At 49.2% G+C, this 16,780-nt stretch carries 17 protein-coding genes, 1 tRNA gene and 1 other annotated feature; of the genes, 9 read left to right on the forward strand and 9 right to left on the reverse strand.

Annotated features, from left to right (window positions below; all coding sequences use genetic code 11):
• Positions 1-361: 361 nt before the first annotated feature.
• The 3 genes from H6F76_RS09430 to H6F76_RS09440 all read left to right on the forward strand — a co-directional run bounded on the left by H6F76_RS09430 (position 362) and on the right by H6F76_RS09440 (position 4,158).
• Positions 362-1,465 (forward strand): cytochrome c oxidase subunit II, encoded by a 1,104-nt coding sequence (locus tag H6F76_RS09430; RefSeq protein ID WP_190507698.1) that lies wholly within the window; start codon positions 362-364, stop codon positions 1,463-1,465.
• A gap of 113 nt (positions 1,466-1,578) precedes the next feature.
• Positions 1,579-3,339: a cytochrome c oxidase subunit I gene (gene ctaD, locus H6F76_RS09435; RefSeq protein ID WP_190448365.1), complete on the forward strand. Its 1,761-nt coding sequence runs from the start codon at positions 1,579-1,581 to the stop codon at positions 3,337-3,339.
• A gap of 198 nt (positions 3,340-3,537) precedes the next feature.
• Positions 3,538-4,158: a heme-copper oxidase subunit III gene (locus tag H6F76_RS09440; RefSeq protein ID WP_190507700.1), complete on the forward strand. Its 621-nt coding sequence runs from the start codon at positions 3,538-3,540 to the stop codon at positions 4,156-4,158.
• Between the two features lie 231 nt (positions 4,159-4,389).
• On the opposite strand, the gene rplL is transcribed toward H6F76_RS09440, so the two are convergent.
• The 8 genes from rplL to rplS all read right to left on the reverse strand — a co-directional run bounded on the left by rplL (position 4,390) and on the right by rplS (position 8,674).
• Positions 4,390-4,782 carry a 50S ribosomal protein L7/L12 gene (gene rplL / locus H6F76_RS09445; protein ID WP_190507702.1) on the reverse strand — a complete coding sequence of 131 codons (393 nt, stop codon included), beginning with the start codon at positions 4,780-4,782 and terminating at the stop codon, positions 4,390-4,392.
• Positions 4,783-4,891: 109 nt separating this feature from the next.
• Positions 4,892-5,425 carry a 50S ribosomal protein L10 gene (gene rplJ / locus H6F76_RS09450; protein WP_190448094.1) on the reverse strand — a complete coding sequence of 178 codons (534 nt, stop codon included), beginning with the start codon at positions 5,423-5,425 and terminating at the stop codon, positions 4,892-4,894.
• A 74-nt stretch (positions 5,426-5,499) separates the two neighbouring features.
• Positions 5,500-5,661 (reverse strand) — a sequence feature (ribosomal protein L10 leader region).
• 110 nt (positions 5,662-5,771) lie between these two features.
• The gene (gene rplA, locus H6F76_RS09455; RefSeq protein ID WP_190448096.1) at positions 5,772-6,485 is read right to left on the reverse strand and encodes a 50S ribosomal protein L1; all 714 of its coding nucleotides are present in this window, start codon (positions 6,483-6,485) and stop codon (positions 5,772-5,774) included.
• 112 nt (positions 6,486-6,597) lie between these two features.
• A complete protein-coding gene (gene rplK / locus H6F76_RS09460) occupies positions 6,598-7,023 on the reverse strand; it encodes a 50S ribosomal protein L11 (RefSeq protein WP_190448099.1) in 426 nt (141 codons plus the stop codon).
• Positions 7,024-7,031: 8 nt separating this feature from the next.
• Positions 7,032-7,664, reverse strand: a complete 633-nt coding sequence (nusG, locus tag H6F76_RS09465; RefSeq protein ID WP_190448101.1) for a transcription termination/antitermination protein NusG — start codon at positions 7,662-7,664, stop codon at positions 7,032-7,034.
• A complete protein-coding gene (gene secE / locus H6F76_RS09470) occupies positions 7,661-7,885 on the reverse strand; it encodes a preprotein translocase subunit SecE (RefSeq protein WP_190448103.1) in 225 nt (74 codons plus the stop codon). Before secE ends, nusG begins: the two co-directional genes overlap by 4 nt.
• A gap of 240 nt (positions 7,886-8,125) precedes the next feature.
• A tRNA-Trp gene (locus tag H6F76_RS09475) sits at positions 8,126-8,198 on the reverse strand.
• A 110-nt stretch (positions 8,199-8,308) separates the two neighbouring features.
• The gene (gene rplS, locus H6F76_RS09480) at positions 8,309-8,674 is read right to left on the reverse strand and encodes a 50S ribosomal protein L19 (protein WP_190448105.1); all 366 of its coding nucleotides are present in this window, start codon (positions 8,672-8,674) and stop codon (positions 8,309-8,311) included.
• A gap of 282 nt (positions 8,675-8,956) precedes the next feature.
• On the opposite strand from rplS, the gene H6F76_RS09485 reads away from it, so the two are divergent.
• From H6F76_RS09485 to map, 6 genes are all read left to right on the forward strand, one after another.
• Positions 8,957-9,817 carry an energy-coupling factor ABC transporter permease gene (locus tag H6F76_RS09485; protein ID WP_190507704.1) on the forward strand — a complete coding sequence of 287 codons (861 nt, stop codon included), beginning with the start codon at positions 8,957-8,959 and terminating at the stop codon, positions 9,815-9,817.
• A 66-nt stretch (positions 9,818-9,883) separates the two neighbouring features.
• Complete coding sequence (locus H6F76_RS09490) at positions 9,884-10,240, forward strand: PDGLE domain-containing protein (protein ID WP_190448107.1); 357 nt, start codon at positions 9,884-9,886, stop codon at positions 10,238-10,240.
• A gap of 74 nt (positions 10,241-10,314) precedes the next feature.
• The gene (gene cbiQ / locus H6F76_RS09495) at positions 10,315-11,097 is read left to right on the forward strand and encodes a cobalt ECF transporter T component CbiQ (protein WP_190507706.1); all 783 of its coding nucleotides are present in this window, start codon (positions 10,315-10,317) and stop codon (positions 11,095-11,097) included.
• A gap of 12 nt (positions 11,098-11,109) precedes the next feature.
• Positions 11,110-11,919, forward strand: a complete 810-nt coding sequence (locus tag H6F76_RS09500; RefSeq protein ID WP_190507708.1) for an ATP-binding cassette domain-containing protein — start codon at positions 11,110-11,112, stop codon at positions 11,917-11,919.
• A 174-nt stretch (positions 11,920-12,093) separates the two neighbouring features.
• The gene (locus H6F76_RS09505; RefSeq protein ID WP_190507710.1) at positions 12,094-14,931 is read left to right on the forward strand and encodes a pitrilysin family protein; all 2,838 of its coding nucleotides are present in this window, start codon (positions 12,094-12,096) and stop codon (positions 14,929-14,931) included.
• Between the two features lie 301 nt (positions 14,932-15,232).
• Positions 15,233-16,057 (forward strand): type I methionyl aminopeptidase, encoded by an 825-nt coding sequence (gene map / locus H6F76_RS09510; protein WP_190507764.1) that lies wholly within the window; start codon positions 15,233-15,235, stop codon positions 16,055-16,057.
• An 18-nt stretch (positions 16,058-16,075) separates the two neighbouring features.
• Here map and H6F76_RS09515 read toward each other — a convergent pair whose 3' ends face one another.
• Positions 16,076-16,777 (reverse strand): hypothetical protein, encoded by a 702-nt coding sequence (locus H6F76_RS09515; protein ID WP_190507712.1) that lies wholly within the window; start codon positions 16,775-16,777, stop codon positions 16,076-16,078.
• Positions 16,778-16,780 lie beyond the last annotated feature (3 nt).

The raw sequence follows: 16,780 nt of genomic DNA on the forward strand, positions 1-16,780 counted from the left end.
GCGGGTCTGCCTACTTTACTAGCTATTACTTTAGTGATGCTGTTGCCTCATAGCCTCCCCCTTTGGAATTTCTTCGGATTACATCTTTCGTGCGGTATCAAGCGTTGCAAAAGCAAGATGCCGTAATGGCTTTTAGCTTTAAAGCTCTTTGTATCTTGGAGCTGACGCTTACAGTACCCAGGTTCTATGCTAGAGATCGAGAACTGAGGTCCGAAGAGCAATCCTGAAGAAAATCATAAGGATGTTTAACGATTACTCCTTTTCTATAAGCACTGCTTTACCTTGTAAGGTAGGTAAGGCTTATTTTGGCTAGCTTGAGTGACTTGTGTTGGCGATCGACATCTTTAGGCGAATCTGAATTGTGAATATTCCAAGTTCCATTACAACAATGCTTGCTGGCATTCTGCTTACCCTGGTTAGCCTTTGGGTTGGTCAAAACCATGGTTTGATGCCAGTTGAAGCCTCTGAAGCCGCTCCTTTGATTGATGGGCTGTTCGACACGATGATGACGATCGGTACCGGATTATTCCTGCTGGTCATGGGGGTCATTTTGGTTGCTGTGGTCAAGTTCCGCCGTCAACCGGGTGATGAGACGGATGGCTCTCCCGTTCATGGCAACATTCCTTTGGAGATTCTTTGGACTTCTATTCCGGCTGTCATTGTTTTAGGCTTGGCAATCTACAGCTTTGAGGTTTATACCCAGATTGGCGGGTTGAACCCTATGGAACATTCGGTAGCACATGGGCAATCGACCCAGCAAATGGCAACGATTCCGGGGGCGGCGATCGCGGCAACGTTGCCACCTGATCAAGCAATGGCATCCCAGATGCTTATGGCAGATGCTGGATCAGATGGACCAACTCAAGCTGAGGCTGGAGCGCCTGGCGGGATCACCAAAAAAGAGGATGGGTCTGAAACCTCTATCACTCCTGGCGTTGGGGCTATGCCAACAAAAGATGACCCATCGAAACCCTTTGTGATCCAGGCAAATGGATTGCAGTACGCCTGGATTTTCACTTACCCCAATAGTGGTGTTGTCGCAGGTGAACTGCATGTCCCCGTTGGGCGTGAGGTTCTCCTTGAGATTTCTGCTAGTGATGTGCTGCACGCTTTTTGGGTGCCGGAGTTTCGGCTGAAGCAAGATGCCGTTCCCGGTCAACCGACTGAATTACGGTTCACGCCCAATCGGATTGGTGAGTACCCAGTAATTTGTGCCGAACTTTGCGGTCCGTATCACGGTGCTATGAGAACGAAAGTGGTTGCGGAATCGCCTGCTGATTTTGCTACCTGGGTTGACGAGCAAAAAGTTGCGAGTGCTCAAGGTTTGGAGCAGACGATCGCCGTTAACCCTGCAGACAAAGCACCGGCTGAATTTTTGGCTCCCTATGCCGACCGAATGGGCATTCACCCCAATCTTCTCCAGCAGCTCCATTCAGAGTCTGGGCACGCTTACTCTGCAAGCTAGGACGCGATTCGTCCGTCACCCTAGCTCTAAAAGCGCCTTCGACAAAGCAACACCATCTGTAACGCAACCTGTAAAAGCAACGCGATTAGCTGATCGCAATGGACTTAGCTCTTATGACCCAAGCACAGCTACAAGAGACGGCTAATATTCCCGCTCACGGTGTCGAACCAAGCGGTAATAACTGGCGCACTTACTTCAGCTTTAGCACTGACCATAAAGTGATCGGGATTCAGTACCTGGTTACAACATTTGTTTTCTATTTGATTGGCGGTGCCCTGGCAACGGCGGTTCGTACAGAACTTGCAACGCCAGAAGTAGATTTTGTGAGCCGAGAGGTTTACAACAGCCTGTTCACGGTTCACGCGACGGTGATGATCTTTCTGTGGATCGTGCCTGCTACAACGGGCGGCTTTGGCAACTACCTGGTGCCACTGCTCATTGGGGCACGAGACATGGCATTTCCTAAGCTGAATGCCCTTGCTTTTTGGATGATCCCGCCTGCAGGCATTCTGCTGCTTTGCAGTTTTTTCGTTGGCGCTCCTGGTGCTGGTTGGACCTCGTATCCACCGCTGAGTCTCGTTACTGATAAAGCGGGTGAGGCGATTTGGATTCTTAGCGTCTTGATTCTCGGTACGTCATCGATTCTGGCAGCAGTAAATTTCATTGCTACAATCTTTAAGATGCGTGTGGCGGGGATGGGTTTTAACCAGATGCCGCTTTTTTGCTGGGCAATGCTGGCAACCTCAACACTGGCTTTATTGGCGACTCCAGTGCTTGCAGGGGCGCTGATTTTGCTTGCCTTTGATTTGCTAGTGGGTACGGCATTCTTTAACCCGACTGGTGGCGGCAATCCGATCGTCTACCAGCATATGTTCTGGTTTTACTCGCATCCTGCCGTGTACATCATGATCTTGCCTGTATTTGGCATGATCTCGGAGATCCTTCCAGTCCACGCGCGCAAACCAATTTTTGGTTACAAGGCGATCGCCTATTCAAGTCTCGCCATTTGCTTTTTGGGGCTGATTGTTTGGGCTCACCATATGTTTACCAGTGGCACCCCGCCCTGGTTGCGGATGTTTTTTATGATCACGACGATGGTCATTGCTGTACCAACGGGAATCAAGGTCTTTAGTTGGCTAGCAACGATTTGGGGTGGCAAGCTGCGTCTAAACAGCGCCATGCTGTTCGCGCTTGGGTTTTTGTCAATGTTCGTGATTGGCGGCATTAGCGGTGTTATGGTTGCGGCTGTACCGTTCGACATTCACGTTCACGATACCTATTTCATCGTGGCGCACATCCACTATGTTTTGTTTGGTGGCAGCGTCTTTGGTCTATACGCTGGGTTCTACCACTGGTTCCCTAAAATGACTGGACGGATGCTGAATGAGACTTGGGGGCAAGTGCATTTTTGGCTCAATCTAGTTGGCTTTAACTTGGCGTTTTTGCCCATGCATAAGCTAGGGCTGGAGGGTATGAACCGTCGAATTGCGGAATATGAGCCTCGTTTTGCTTTCCTTAACTTGATTTGCTCGATCGGCGCTTATATCCTGGCAGTGTCAACCATTCCCTTCATTGTGAATGTGATCTGGAGCTGGATGTATGGTCCGAAAGCCGGTGACAACCCGTGGAAAGGTCTAACGTTGGAGTGGATGACCAGTTCACCGCCGCCCGTCGAGAACTTTGATGCTGATCCTGTATTAGCAACAGGTCCTTATGATTATGGGTTTGGCGATCGTGCTACTCCAGTCGATGTACCCTTTTCCGATTCAAGAGATCCCGCACTTGCTGCTGGTCCCAACTCTTCACTGAGAGCGACGCCTGACCCTGCTGTTGCTGTTTCGCCTGACGATCGTGGCGATAGTAATAACCATTAGGGATTGACATGAAAAAAGTACCAGTCAATTAAGTTTCGTTTTCGCTTCACCTTCCGCAGCGGTGGATTGAGCGCGATTGAAGAAACTTAGCTAAGTAGGAACTGACTAGACCAATACCCCTCAAATTTTTGATGAGTTATCGTTCGCAGCCAGTCATCGCCAATCACCAAAGAGCCACCTAACGGAAACTTTCTACTCATGACAGGTTCAACTTTAGATTCCGCTAAAACTGCGCTCAACTATCACCATGCTGAAGTTGAAGCACCCCACGCAGAACATCACGACTACAGGATTTTCGGCATCATCATCTTTCTGATTGCAGAAGCAATGATTTTCCTGGGTCTGTTTACTGCTTACTTAACCTTTCGCGCTGTCGCACCGAGTTGGCCCCCAGAAGGCACACCAAAACTAGAACTGCTGCTGCCAGGTATCAACACCATCATTCTTATTTCCAGCAGCTTTGTAATCCATAATGCTGACACTGCAATTAAGAAAAACGACGTAAAGGGCTTGCAAAAGTGGTTTGCAATTACGGCTGCTATGGGAGCAGTCTTTTTAGTCGGTCAGCTCTATGAGTATTTTCATTTGGAGTTTGGGCTAACTACCAACTTGTTTGCCAGCACATTTTATGTGTTGACTGGATTTCATGGACTACACGTTGCGTTTGGCTTAGTGCTAATGCTAGGGGTGCTGTGGCGATCGCTTAAGCAAGGGCATTACAGCAGCGAGAATCATTTTGGTGTCGAAGCTGCTGAAATCTACTGGCACTTCGTCGATGTTGTTTGGATCTTTCTCTTTCTACTGCTCTACATTCTGTAAGCGCTTGCAAAGGCTAGGCTGATGTTTTGCGACGCGGTTAGCCAAATTCTACAGAGAAGCAAGCTACAGTAAATGGTAAATAGGGCTAGAAAACTAGTATCCTGATTGCTCTAAAGCTCTAAAAAGTTGAACCCCATAGCATGAGTCTGGGTTTAAAGGTACGAAAATAAAAGGGGAGACGTTTTCGTCTCCCCTTTTATTTTTATTGCGGCAGCAGTGGAGCTAATCGATCTACTTAATTGCTACTTTCGCACCAGCTTCTTCTAGTTGCTTCTTAGCATCTTCGGCATCACCCTTAGAAACGCCTTCTTTGACGGCTTTAGGCGCTGCTTCAACCAAATCTTTCGCTTCTTTCAGCCCTAGACCTGTTAGGGTTCGTACGACTTTCAGAATTGCAATCTTCTTGTCAGCCGGAAACTCTTCCAGCATGACATTAAATTCGGTTTGCTCTTCCGCTTCTTCTGCCGGAGCAGCGGCACCGCTAGGAGCTGCCATCATCATGCCGCCCACAGGAGCCGCTGCGCTTACGCCAAAGGCTTCTTCAATTTGCTTAACCAGTTCTGACGCTTCCAATAGCGTCAGAGTTTTCAACTGTTCTAAAATTCCATCAGTGGTTGCAGACATTTGTAGTCTCCTAAGTTTTTGGTTTTCGGTTGTCAAGCCTACTGGGCAGGCAAGAAAAATTGCTAGTTTTGAGGGGTTTAGTTCTAAAAACTAAGCACTAAAAGCTGATTCAAGCGGCTTCTTGATCTTTATCGGCAACCGCTTGAATAGCACGAGCCAGCGAAGACGGTACCTGATTGATCCCGATCGCCAACTTGGCAGCCACGCCATTGATTGCTCCAGCCACTTGAGCAATAAGCTGCTCCTTGGATGGCAGGTCAGCGATCGCTTTCACCTCAGCTTCCGTTAACGCACGTCCTTCCATCACGCCGCCACGAAGTTCTGTCTTCTTGGTCGCTTTCTGGAAATCCTGATACGCTTTGAGCGCACCGCCAACGTCATCTTTAATTAATAGAAAGGCTGATGACTCTGACAACAGGGTTGTCATTGGCTCCCAAGCAGAATCACCTGTAACAGCGATTCGCATGAGGGTATTCTTAGCCACTTTACAGGTTGCGCCACTCGGCAGAAGCCGTCTACGCAAATCTGTAATTTCGGCAACCGTTAGCCCCTTGTAGTTGATGACAACTGCCAACTGAGACGAACTCAATGTTTCTTTGAGTTCAGCTACAAGCGCTTTTTTACCCTCTAACGTTCTACCCATTTATCTTCACCTCCTTTTGTTGGATGGTTTGGTCAAACTTAAACACTGCTCATTCAGTTCATTAGATAAAGCCAGGTAAGATCAAAAAACCCCGGACTCGAAGCCGGGGTCACGCTGTAAATTGGCTATCAGTGCTGTACAAGGCAACACTGACACTCCGAAAATACAAGACGAAAACCTCGGCAGGAAATTAAGCTCTGGGCACCCGCTGTCTCTGGCTTTGCTATGAAATTGTTGGTACTTAGTTAACGTCTAGTAATCCTATGATCGCAACAGTAATGAGGTGCAGTTGCTTGCTTAAGTGCTTAAACATTAGTCTACCAACTAACTGTCACTAACGGAAAACTTAGGCTGCGTCTCCCACCTTTAGATCTCGCAGGAGGCTTACGTCAACTTCAATCGATGGTCCCATCGTTGAAGCAACGTAGACAGTACGCCAGTAGCGACCTTTTGCACCAGAAGGGCGATTGCGATCGATCGTTTCTTGCAACGCCTTAAGATTAATCATCAAATCTTCGGCTGGAAACGCTGCTTTACCAAACATCACGTGAACAATGCCCGTTTTATCTGCACGAAACTCCAGTTTCCCTGCCTTAAATTCAGCGATCGCTTGCGGTAAGTCAAAGGTAACCGTACCACCCTTAGGCGATGGCATTAAACCGCGTGGACCAAGCAACTTACCCAGCTTTGCCACTTGAGGCATCATGTCTGGTGTCGCAATCAGCAAATCAAAGTCGATTGTGCCCTTTTGGATCTCGGTAATCAGTTCTTCTGAGCCAGCTAAGTCTGCACCTGCATTCGTTGCCTCAGTCACTTTCTCACCACGAGCAATGACAGCAACTCGAATCGATTGCCCCGTGCCTTTGGGGAGTGCAACAGTCGTCCGCAACTGTTGATCGGCATACTTAGGATCAATCCCTAAACGAATATGAGCCTCTGCGGATTCTGGAAATTTAGCGGTCGCTGTTTCTTTCAGCAGGTTTAAGGCTTCAAGCGGTTCGTACGCACGATCCTCAACCTTTTTGTTTAATTCTTGCAGTCTACGAGATATTTTGACCATAGTTTCCTCTTGGGGTGCTAACGAAGCATTGCCTCTCCCCCGCTAACGGTTTACAAAAACTGCAATCCCTTGTCTAAGAACACTTAGACAACGTGCAAACTGAACTCTTAAGCTAATCCTTAACTGTCACGCCCATATTGCGCGCCGTTCCCTCAACAATTCGCATTGCTGCCTCAATGTCATTTGCATTCAGGTCAGGTAGTTTAGCTTGAGCGATTTCTTGAAGCTGAGAGCGAGTGATTGAACCCACCTTCTTACGATTTGCTTCGCCTGAGCCTCGCTCAATGCCTGCTGCTTTTGCAATAAGCTTAGATGCAGGCGGTGTCTTGAGAATAAAAGTGAAACTGCGATCTTCATAAACCGAAATTTCGACAGGAACCACCATGCCTGCTTGGTCAGCAGTTCGCGCATTGTATTCCTTGCAGAACATCATGATGTTGACCCCGTGCTGACCAAGCGCGGGACCAATAGGGGGAGCCGGGTTTGCTTTCCCAGCGGTGATTGCCAACTTAATGACCGCAGCAACTTTCTTTGCCATTGACTCTACTAACTCTCTTTCTGAACCTGATTGAACTCTAACTCCACTGGTGTATCACGCCCAAAAATAGACAACAGCGCTTTCAGCTTACTGCGCTCTGGGCTGACCTCAATCACCTCGCCTTCAAAGTCTTTAAAGGGACCCGACAGCACCAAAATTTTGTCTCCAGGAGCCATGTCAATTTTGACAATAGGCTCTTGCTCTTGAGCTTGCTTAAAGATGCGCTCGACTTCAGCATTGCCCAACGGCAGTGGCTTAACATGACCGCGACCGCGACCATAACGGCGCTTTTGCTCCGCCCCCACAAAGTTGATGACGTTAGGTGTATTTTTAATAACCTGCCAGGTGTCATCATCCATCAGCATATTGACGAGCACGTAGCCAGGAAATACTTTTTCTTCTGTACTCTGCCGACTGCCATCTTTGCGAAGCCTGATAGCAGGAGTCTGAGGAATCTCGATCTGGAAGATGCGATTGACAACATCCAGTGTTTCAATGCGTTGTTCCAAATTTGCCTTGACACGCTTTTCGCAACCAGAGGCAACCTGCACAGCATACCAGCGACCGTTTTTAGCCGATGTTTCTTCTGACTGTTCCTCTGGTGCCGAATTTTGTTGAAAGTCGTCTGATGCAAAAGTCATCCGAACACCTGCTGGGCTCCCCAAGCGAAGAAATTATCAACCAGGTAAATGAGGGTTGCGGAAAGGATCACCATCAAAACTACAGCGATCGATTCACTAATAAGCTGCTGACGACTAGGCCAGACAACCTTATCAAGCTCATCCTTTGTCTCTTGCAAGAAGGCTGAAGCATTAAAGCCAGGCTTTGCCTCTTGCACCTCGGTAGCTTCTTTTTTTGCCACAGTTCCTCATCTCCCTTTCAGTGCAGCGTTAAACTAGATCACTTCTTTCCTGTCTCCATGGTGGAAACCATCTTAGAAGTTGGCGACCGTACTACCAATGTATCCCATCGCTGTCGTTTAACGCTTCGTGCTGCTTGTCCAGTCCATTAAAATGAATGACTTTTTACAGCCTCTGGTAAAACAGCAAAAGGCGATCGCTAGACCAGTATCAAACCTTACTCACGATCGCCGTTCACCAAGCGCGCCCTGGAGGACTTGAACCCCCGACATCAGGTTTTGGAGACCTGCGTTCTACCAACTGAACTAAGAGCGCCAGTGCTTTAGCATTAGCATCATCAGTCTATCAGTTTGACTGTTAGTTTGTCGGTTACTAGTAGCTAAAGGCACGGCTGCCAGCAATTAGTAACCGGGCACGCTAACGACTCACTGAAGGGGACGATCAAAGCGCTGCTTAAGACGAGTTGCCTTACCAATACGATCACGTAGGAAGTATAGTTTAGCGCGGCGCACCTTAGCACGTCGCAACACCTTAATACTTTCAATACGAGGCGAATGGATTAGAAAAACCCGCTCTACACCAACACCCTGAAACGTTTTGCGAACCGTGATGTTTTGATTGAGACCAGCACCCCGACGGGCGATGATAACACCTTCGTAAGGCTGTGTCCGCTCTTTACCACCCTCTTGAATGATGACACCAACTTTAACAGTGTCACCAATGTAAAGAACTGGCAGATCCGACTTCATTTGCTCCGCTTCAATGGAGCGGATAATCTCTTGGGCGTGCATAGGTTAAGTGAAAACTCACAGTCTACAATCATAGACCATGCTAGCCACTTCAGTCTAGAGACACTGATGAAATAACTAAAATGCTGCTTGAACTTAACAGGGGGAGGCTTTCGCCATAGGGAAAGGTCTTTCAGGATCTTTTTTAAATTCGTAGCTGCGTAAGCAAGATGTTCTCCCTAAGCAAAAAGCAGTCAAATCTAGCTAGTACCCTCTCTCAGTATGCCCCCGTGGAGGATTGAATTTTCAGCTCTGTTTGTTGGAAAGTGTTGGGGCTAGTCCAGGATGGGCAGATTGCGCCATCTGGGTAGTCGTTGGGTCACTCGTTTCTCTACTATTCCAGCTTTTCTGTTCTGTATCTACTTGTATCTCAATGAGGACTTTGTTTTGATTACAGTCGGAGTTGTTTTCTTGCACCTACTGTCCTCCCCTCTATGGCGATGGGCACTGCCGTCTCATCTGGCACTACATATTCCAGATGGGTTTCTCAGTTTGCCAGTTAGCTTAGCTACCTGGGTTGTGGCAGTCGCTCTGATTGCAGTAGCGCTAAAGCGAGTGGAATCCGAATACAAGGATCGAACAGTTCCTTTAATGGGCGTTTGTGCAGCCTTTATTTTTGCGGCACAGATGATTAATTTTCCGATCCCAGGTGGAACGTCAGGTCATTTGCTTGGCGGTACATTGGCAGGTGCTTTACTGGGACCGTGGGCGGGATCGCTCGTGATGACAGTCGTATTTATCGTCCAGAGTATTCTTTTCCAGGATGGTGGTTTAACCGTTCTGGGTGCCAATGTTTTTAACATGGGCTTGATTGGCACCTTTGGGGGCTACTACCTGTATCGAGCCGTTCGCTTTGCCTTAGGACGCAACTCTCTGCGTGGAACACTGATTGGTGTAGCAATTGCTGCCTGGCTCAGTGTCATCGTTGCTGCGGTTACTACAGCAATTCAACTGGCTTTGTCTGGTACGGTACCTCTTGCTGTAGCTCTGACCGCGATGCTATCCTGGCACATTCTGATCGGTGTCGGTGAGGCAATTATTTCTGTAACAACTATTAGTTTTATCTGGCGATCGCGCCCTGACTTACTTTACGATGCACCGCGTAAAGCGCATTCACTAGCATCGAAGTCACTTTTACCGCGCTAACTCATTTTTGTCAGAAGCTTACGTTAGATATTTGCTGAGAAGCTCACATTTTTAAAAGGTTTCACTATGAGCAACCGTCGTTACCAGCAGCGGAACCGCGCGTTTGTGCTTTCTGGTCTGGGTATTGCACTGCTAATCGCGATCGTTTTATCGCCCTTTGCAAGCTCAGACCCAGATGGTCTGGATCGAGTTTCAGAAGATCTTAAGTTTAGCGATAAGGCACTTGAGGAGCAGCCAGCCCAGAAGCTGCCGTTCCATGCTGTTTTTGATGAATATGCTGTGAGGGGAGTGCCCGAACAGATTGCTACACCACTAGCCGGACTGGTTGGTACACTGGTCACGTTTGGTCTGGCTTGGGGGGCAGGCAAGTTGCTTGTGCGGAAGTCAGGGACACCCTCTGACGATTCTCTGTCAGAAGAGTGATTTTTAGCTTGCCTGACTGCTGATATAGCTTATTGAACTCGTATTGGTGCTATTTCACCAGAAGGACAGCATGAATGCTCCTGCACATTGGTGCTTTTCGTCTTGACATTGATAGTCAGCAAGTATCGTTGTGGCACCGATTAGCGCCCAAGACTCGCGTGGTATGTACGTTGTTACTGCTATTTGCGATCGCCCTTACACCAAATGGACGCTGGTGGACTTGGTTCGCCTATGCCCTTGGTGTTGGGGTGATTATTTTATGCAGCCGTGTCACCCTTTCTATCTTGGTGCAGCGGGTTGCAGTTGAGTCAGTTTTTATTAGCGTTGTGCTGCTTGGTACGCTGTTTCGTGGCGGTGGTAACGTGTTGTGGCAATGGGGTTGGCTGCAAGTTACGACTGAAGGGCTTCTAGTTTTGGGCAGCGTGGCGTTCAAGGCATTGCTATCGCTTTTAATAGCAAATGTTTTAGTTCTGACAACCTCAGTACCAGCACTACTTCAGGCATTGACTGAGTTGCGGCTACCGCCTCTACTGGTCGCAATCATGGCATCCATGTATCGCTATGTAGCAGTGTTGGTTAGCGAGTTTCAGTCGATGCAGCGAGCGGCGCTTTCGCGTAACTTGATGGGGAGCGATCGCTGGCAGCGATTGGTCATTGGCAATATGTTTGGCTCATTGTTTATCCGTACACTTGACCGAGGCGAGCGGGTGCACCAAGCGATGCTATCACGTGGCTATGAGGGCTTACCACCTGCGCCAGACGCTACAGGTGTTGGTCAGCACGATTACCTTGCGTTAACGCTCACTGTGAGCTTGACCCTGCTGGGGCAGGGCATTTACCTCTTCAACGTTGTTTAACTTGCGGCTCGTATGCACCATAACCCTATAGAAATCCGTGCTTTGAGCTACGCCTATCCTGATGAAACACAGGCACTTAAAGGGATCAACCTTTCGATTAAGGCGACTGAACGGGTCGCGATCGTCGGTGCAAATGGCTCTGGTAAATCGACGCTGTTGCTACACTTCAACGGGCTGCTGCTGCCCCAAACGGGTGCGATCACGGTTGGTGAGCTAGTGATGGCACCAAAAAATCTGAAGGCAATTCGCAACTTTGTCGGCTTGGTGTTTCAAAACCCAGACGATCAGTTGTTTATGCCTACGGTTTGGGAAGATGTCACGTTTGGTCCGTTGAATCAAGGCATCAAAGGGCATGAACTGGAGCATCGGGCAGTGGCAGCAATGAGAGCAGTGAGCTTAGACCCGCAGCAATATGGTTCGCGGAATGCCAATAATTTGTCGGGTGGTGAAAAGAAACGGGTGGCGATCGCGGGTGTTCTTGCTATGCAGCCTCAGGTGCTTGTGTTAGATGAACCCTCTGCCCAGCTTGATCCCCGCTGTCGTCGTGAACTGATTCACCTGCTCGATAGCCTGCCCTTCACACAATTAATTGCAACTCATGACCTGGATCTAGCGCTGGAACTATGCGATCGTACCGTTGTCCTTAGCCAGGGTGAGGTGGTTTTTGATGGACCTACTGAACATATCCTCAGCGATGCTGATCGGCTAGCACAATATTCACTGGAACTGCCGTTGAGCTACAGCCGCCCGTATTGCCAGCTTGAACACGCTCCAACAGTGGTGAAAAAAGCTGTAGGTGCTGGATCGTTTGCTCAAAGCTAAGGTTGATCGGATCACTAACCCCTAAACCGTTGCTCTGGGCTGCCTCGTAAATTCGCCACTGCGCTGCTCTACGAATGGATTAGATTAGAGCAGAGGCAAGTGTTGAGGGAATATAAGTTAGTTTCCTTGATTGGCTTGCTGAGATCAGTTTTTCAGAGCTTTGTCCGTATATTTATGCTTTCTACACTACTGCGTCGCTACGGTCTTCCTAGCCTGCTGTTTGCTCTTTGTCTGGGTGCCGTCTTGTGGTCTAAACTGCCTGCGGTTGGTCAAACGGCGATCCCCAGCGCCGTCATTGCTCAAACAAGCCCTCAGAATAGTCCCCTACCAAAACCGCAGCCATCTGCCGTACCTTCAGAGGCGCTAACTGCGACCGTCCGTAAAACGGTGCTAGACAATGGGCTGACCGTTTTGACTAAAGAAGTAAAGACGGCTCCTGTGGTGACAGTACAAGTTTGGTACCGCGTTGGGTCACGCAACGAAACCCCTGGGATCAGCGGTATTGCTCATCAATTAGAGCATTTAATGTTTAAGGGAACGAAGGCGCGTCCCATTCAGTTTGGGCGCTTTTTCAGCGCATTGGGCAGCGAGTCAAATGCCTTCACTAGCTACGATCAGACTGCCTACTTTGGCACGGTTGAGCAAGACAAGCTAAAGGCTCTGCTGGTACTGGAAGCAGATCGGATGCAGAATGCCCTCATTGATGAGCAACAGCTTACCAGCGAAAAGCGAGTGGTGATTTCGGAACTGCAAGGATATGAGAACAATCCTGGCTATCGTCTGGGACGATCGGTAATGAAGGCTGCCTTTCCAAAAAGTCCCTATGGCTTGCCTGTTGGCGGTACAAAGGCAGACGTACAGGCGTTTACTGTAGAGCAAGTGCGTGCTTATTACCGTAAGTTCTATAGACCTGACAACGCAACGTTAGTCGTGGTTGGCAATTTTCAGACTGATGACACTCTAGCAGCGGTGAAAGAGACGTTTGGTGCTGTGCCTAAGGGTACGGGCGCATTACCTGATCTGGAGTCACCGCAGCCAAAGGTATTGCCTAACCCTACTAAGAAGGCTCCAATCGTTCTAAAAGAATCGGGCAGTGCGGCATTGCTGAACGAGGTTTACCCCCTGCCCAACGTGCAGCATCCTGATGTCCCAGCGTTGCAGGTAATGGACTATGTTTTGACTGGGGGACGGAGTTCGCGGCTCTATCAGTCATTGGTTGAGTCTGGGTTGGCAAGTGATGCAAGCGGCTATGCAGCAAATTTGATTGGTGCGGGCTGGTACGAACTCTCTGTAACTGCGGCTCCAGGCAAAGAGCTAACGCAGATTGATACCGCACTCCAAAAAACGTTGGCTGATCTGCGCGCTCAGCCCGTTAGTCAAGAAGAATTAGAACGAGCAAAAACACAGTTACGAGCGTCGATCGCCCTGCGGAATCGTGACATTACCAGTCAGGCACAGCAGCTAGGTGACGATCAGACCAGTACAGGCGACTACCAATTTAGCGATCGCCTGCAAGCTGCGATTGCTACTGTTACGCCTGCGGATGTGCAACGGGTTGCAACCACTTACCTCACGCCAGCAAACCGTACTGTTGGCTTTTTTGAACCCACACAGTTGGATGGTAAACCAGGCACTAGCGCCAGCAATCCTTCGCAGACGATGGAAAACTTTAGCCCCGGTGCCCCAGTTGATCCGGCAGAGCTTGCTAAATATTTGCCGAAGCCGACTGCCAGTGATCAGCAAGTGGCGCAGACATTGCCCGAAAAGCTCACCCTCGCGAATGGGCTGAACGTTTTGCTGCTGCCTGATCGCAGCACGCCAACGGTTACTCTCAGCGGCTATGTTAATGCGGGTAGTGCGTTTGATAAGGCAGAGACCGCCGGTTTGGCAAGCTTGACGGCAGCCAACCTGATGAATGGTACGAAAACAAGAAATGCGCTGGCGATCGCCAAAACGCTCGAAAATCGGGGAGCTAGTTTGGGTTTTAGTGCGAATCGCGAAGGCGTATCGATCAGCGGTAATGCTTTATCAGCCGACCTACCAACGCTGTTACAAGTGTTGAGCGATGTGCTGCAAAACGCCAGCTTTCCGGAGGACGAATTGGCATTGAGCCGTCAACGGGCGCTAACCAGTCTCAAACTGGAGTTGGATACCCCTGCTCGTCTGGCACGACGTATTTTTCAGCAAACGATTTACCCCGAAAATCACCCCTTTCACTCCTTCCCGACGGAAGCCAGCCTGAAGCAGGTGACTCGCGCTACCGTAATGCAGTTCTACCAACAGCGCTATCACCCTGATAACACAGTGATTGTCTTGGTCGGCGATTTTGACTCCAGCCAGGTGCGTGCCCTACTTAACCAGGAGCTAGGTGCTTGGCAAGACCCGACTCAAGCGACGACCATTGAGTTTCCACAGGTGCCACTGCCAAAAGCCATCACGCGGGTCAATCCAGTCTTGCCTGGTAAGACACAAGCGATTACCTACATTGGTTACAACGGGATTGATCGCAATGATCCCCAATACTACAGTGCACAGGTCATGAACCAGATTATCGGTGGCGATACACTGTCGAGTCGTCTAGGCACCGAAATTCGCGATCGCCAGGGTCTTACCTATGGCATCTACAGCGTCTTTCAAGCAGGCATCACCTCTGGTCCCTTCATGATTAGTATGCAAACGGCTCCAGAAGATACAGACAAAGCGATCGCCAGCACTCTCAGCCTCTTGAAGCAGCTCCGCGACAACGGCGTGACCGAAGCTGAAGTCGCAGCCGCCAAACGATCGCTCACCAGCAGCTATCCAGTGGCACTGGCAGATCCCGAGAGCCTCTCTAGCGAAATCCTGATGGATTTTGTCTATGGTCTGGGCATCAACGAAATTCGCGACTATACCGCTAAGATCGATGCTGTTAACCTGGCACAAGTGAACCAGACGATTCAGGCGCTGCTCCACCCCGATCGCGTTGTTGTCGTTACTGCTGGACCCGGCAGTACAGCTTCTTCCCAAAAGTGAGCTTTACGGAAAGAAGATTCAACCAGGCTTAGATCGTCTCTATAAACGTAAGTAATCTTGTTTATAGAGACGATCGACCGTTACTGACCTATGAACGAGGCAAGCGGGTCAGCCATCCTAGGATGCAGTAATTTGAGTTACTGTTAGTAAAGGTAAGCGTTCAAGATCAGGTAATCAACACACCTGTATGAGTTAATTTGAACAATGTCTTACCGTTGGGCTACGGCTTGAATTGTCTGGTTTGGGTCTTTTGTCAGCTGCGACTTTTGTTGGTAACGCCTTTAATTTTGGTTGCGATCGCATGAATATTTTTAGCCAACTGCGTAACAAACCTGCTCTGTCTTCACCGCCTAAACAGCGTCGCGGCATTGAGCTAAAATCTCCCCGCGAAATTGAGATCATGCGGCAGGCTTCCCGGATTGTGGCAACCGTGTTGAAGGAAATTGCAGCGCTGGTTGAGCCTGGTATGACCACAGCCGATCTAGATGCCCATGCCGAAAAACGCATCCGTGAAATGGATGCTACTCCTAGCTTTAAGGGCTATCACGGCTTTCCTGCTTCCATTTGCTCATCTATCAACAACGAAGTGGTGCATGGCATCCCTAGTCGTAAAAAAGTAATCCGCTCTGGTGATGTGTTGAAGGTAGACACTGGTGCTTACTTTCAGGGGTTTCACGGCGATTCCTGCATCACAATCGCCGTTGGTACTGTTACGCCCGACGCGGCACGTCTGATTCGTGTGGCGGAAGAAGCGCTATATAAAGGCATTGAGCAGGTAAAAGCGGGTGCTCATTTGCTGGATTTGGCAGGCGCGATCGAAGATCACGTGAAGGCAAACGGGTTCACAATTGTCGAAGACTTTACAGGGCATGGCGTGGGGCGCAACCTGCACGAAGAACCGTCGGTGTTCAACTTTCGTACCCACAGTATGCCAAACGTCAAATTGCGGGCAGGCATGACTCTAGCGATCGAACCAATTCTTAATGCCGGATCACGCTTTACTCGTACCCTTGCTGATCGCTGGACTGCCGTCACGGTCGATAACACCCTCTCCGCCCAGTTTGAACATACAGTGCTGGTTACGGAGCACGGCTACGAAATCTTAACCGATCGTACGAACGTTTAAACGCAGACCCAGCAGCCATTAACTGTCTAGCCAACGCCAATTAGGGCGATTCCAGTCATAGATTCCTTGCATTTCGTATTCGGTGCCATCCCCAAAGCGAAGAATGCAACTTGTCTCACTATTGCCTAATGCGTTAACACTACTGTCCCTTAGTAGTGAGCCAGCATCATTACTTTCAGTTGCGTCTCGGATGCTGACTACTGTACAGGGAAACCATTCTCGGCTACAGGGCCCGCTTTCTTGTACCCATTCCCACAAGCCGTTAGTGACTTCAATGCGGTCGCCCAGCTTTAGTTTGAGTCCATCACTGCTGTTTGATTCCAGGTAGGTTGCTACTTGTGCCGGGGTAATCTGCTCTAGCCACTGAATGCCGTAACGTTCACGAATAAACTGAACGCCTCCAGAACTTCTGCCCTCAAGCCAATCATTCAGTAAAGTAATTTTCCAGGGTTGGTTTTGGCTTTCCTGCTGTTTAAGGAACGACAGAAAGGCTTGCTTTTCATCAGACGTAAGTTGCTCTAGTGGATTGCTTGTACTATTTGTCTCACCCGCAACGGCGCTGCGATCGCAATCCAGTTGCTGCCCCTCCTGCTCAAACTGCATCGCCGCCAGTACTACTTGAAGCAAGATCTGCTTTTGGCGATCACTTAGAGGCTGCAAAACGTCTGCACATTGGTTAAACGCTGCGTTGAGAGCAGCTTCAAGCTTCGATTGAGTCATGTC

The sequence above is a fragment of the Leptolyngbya sp. FACHB-321 genome, from assembly GCF_014695975.1.
Classification (GTDB): Bacteria; Cyanobacteriota; Cyanobacteriia; order Leptolyngbyales; family Leptolyngbyaceae; genus Stenomitos.

Excerpts from the sequence above, each read along its gene's own strand:
- ctaD (WP_190448365.1), top strand. The coding sequence starts at position 1,579 with ATGACCCAAGCACAGCTACAAGAGACGGCTAATATTCCCGCTCACGGT.
- H6F76_RS09440 (WP_190507700.1), top strand. The coding sequence starts at position 3,538 with ATGACAGGTTCAACTTTAGATTCCGCTAAAACTGCGCTCAACTATCAC.
- rplL (WP_190507702.1), bottom strand. The coding sequence starts at position 4,782 with ATGTCTGCAACCACTGATGGAATTTTAGAACAGTTGAAAACTCTGACG.
- rplJ (WP_190448094.1), bottom strand. The coding sequence starts at position 5,425 with ATGGGTAGAACGTTAGAGGGTAAAAAAGCGCTTGTAGCTGAACTCAAA.
- rplA (WP_190448096.1), bottom strand. The coding sequence starts at position 6,485 with ATGGTCAAAATATCTCGTAGACTGCAAGAATTAAACAAAAAGGTTGAG.
- rplK (WP_190448099.1), bottom strand. The coding sequence starts at position 7,023 with ATGGCAAAGAAAGTTGCTGCGGTCATTAAGTTGGCAATCACCGCTGGG.
- nusG (WP_190448101.1), bottom strand. The coding sequence starts at position 7,664 with ATGACTTTTGCATCAGACGACTTTCAACAAAATTCGGCACCAGAGGAA.
- rplS (WP_190448105.1), bottom strand. The coding sequence starts at position 8,674 with ATGCACGCCCAAGAGATTATCCGCTCCATTGAAGCGGAGCAAATGAAG.
- H6F76_RS09485 (WP_190507704.1), top strand. The coding sequence starts at position 8,957 with ATGGGCAGATTGCGCCATCTGGGTAGTCGTTGGGTCACTCGTTTCTCT.
- H6F76_RS09490 (WP_190448107.1), top strand. The coding sequence starts at position 9,884 with ATGAGCAACCGTCGTTACCAGCAGCGGAACCGCGCGTTTGTGCTTTCT.
- cbiQ (WP_190507706.1), top strand. The coding sequence starts at position 10,315 with ATGCTCCTGCACATTGGTGCTTTTCGTCTTGACATTGATAGTCAGCAA.
- H6F76_RS09500 (WP_190507708.1), top strand. The coding sequence starts at position 11,110 with ATGCACCATAACCCTATAGAAATCCGTGCTTTGAGCTACGCCTATCCT.
- H6F76_RS09505 (WP_190507710.1), top strand. The coding sequence starts at position 12,094 with ATGCTTTCTACACTACTGCGTCGCTACGGTCTTCCTAGCCTGCTGTTT.
- map (WP_190507764.1), top strand. The coding sequence starts at position 15,233 with ATGAATATTTTTAGCCAACTGCGTAACAAACCTGCTCTGTCTTCACCG.
- H6F76_RS09515 (WP_190507712.1), bottom strand. The coding sequence starts at position 16,777 with ATGACTCAATCGAAGCTTGAAGCTGCTCTCAACGCAGCGTTTAACCAA.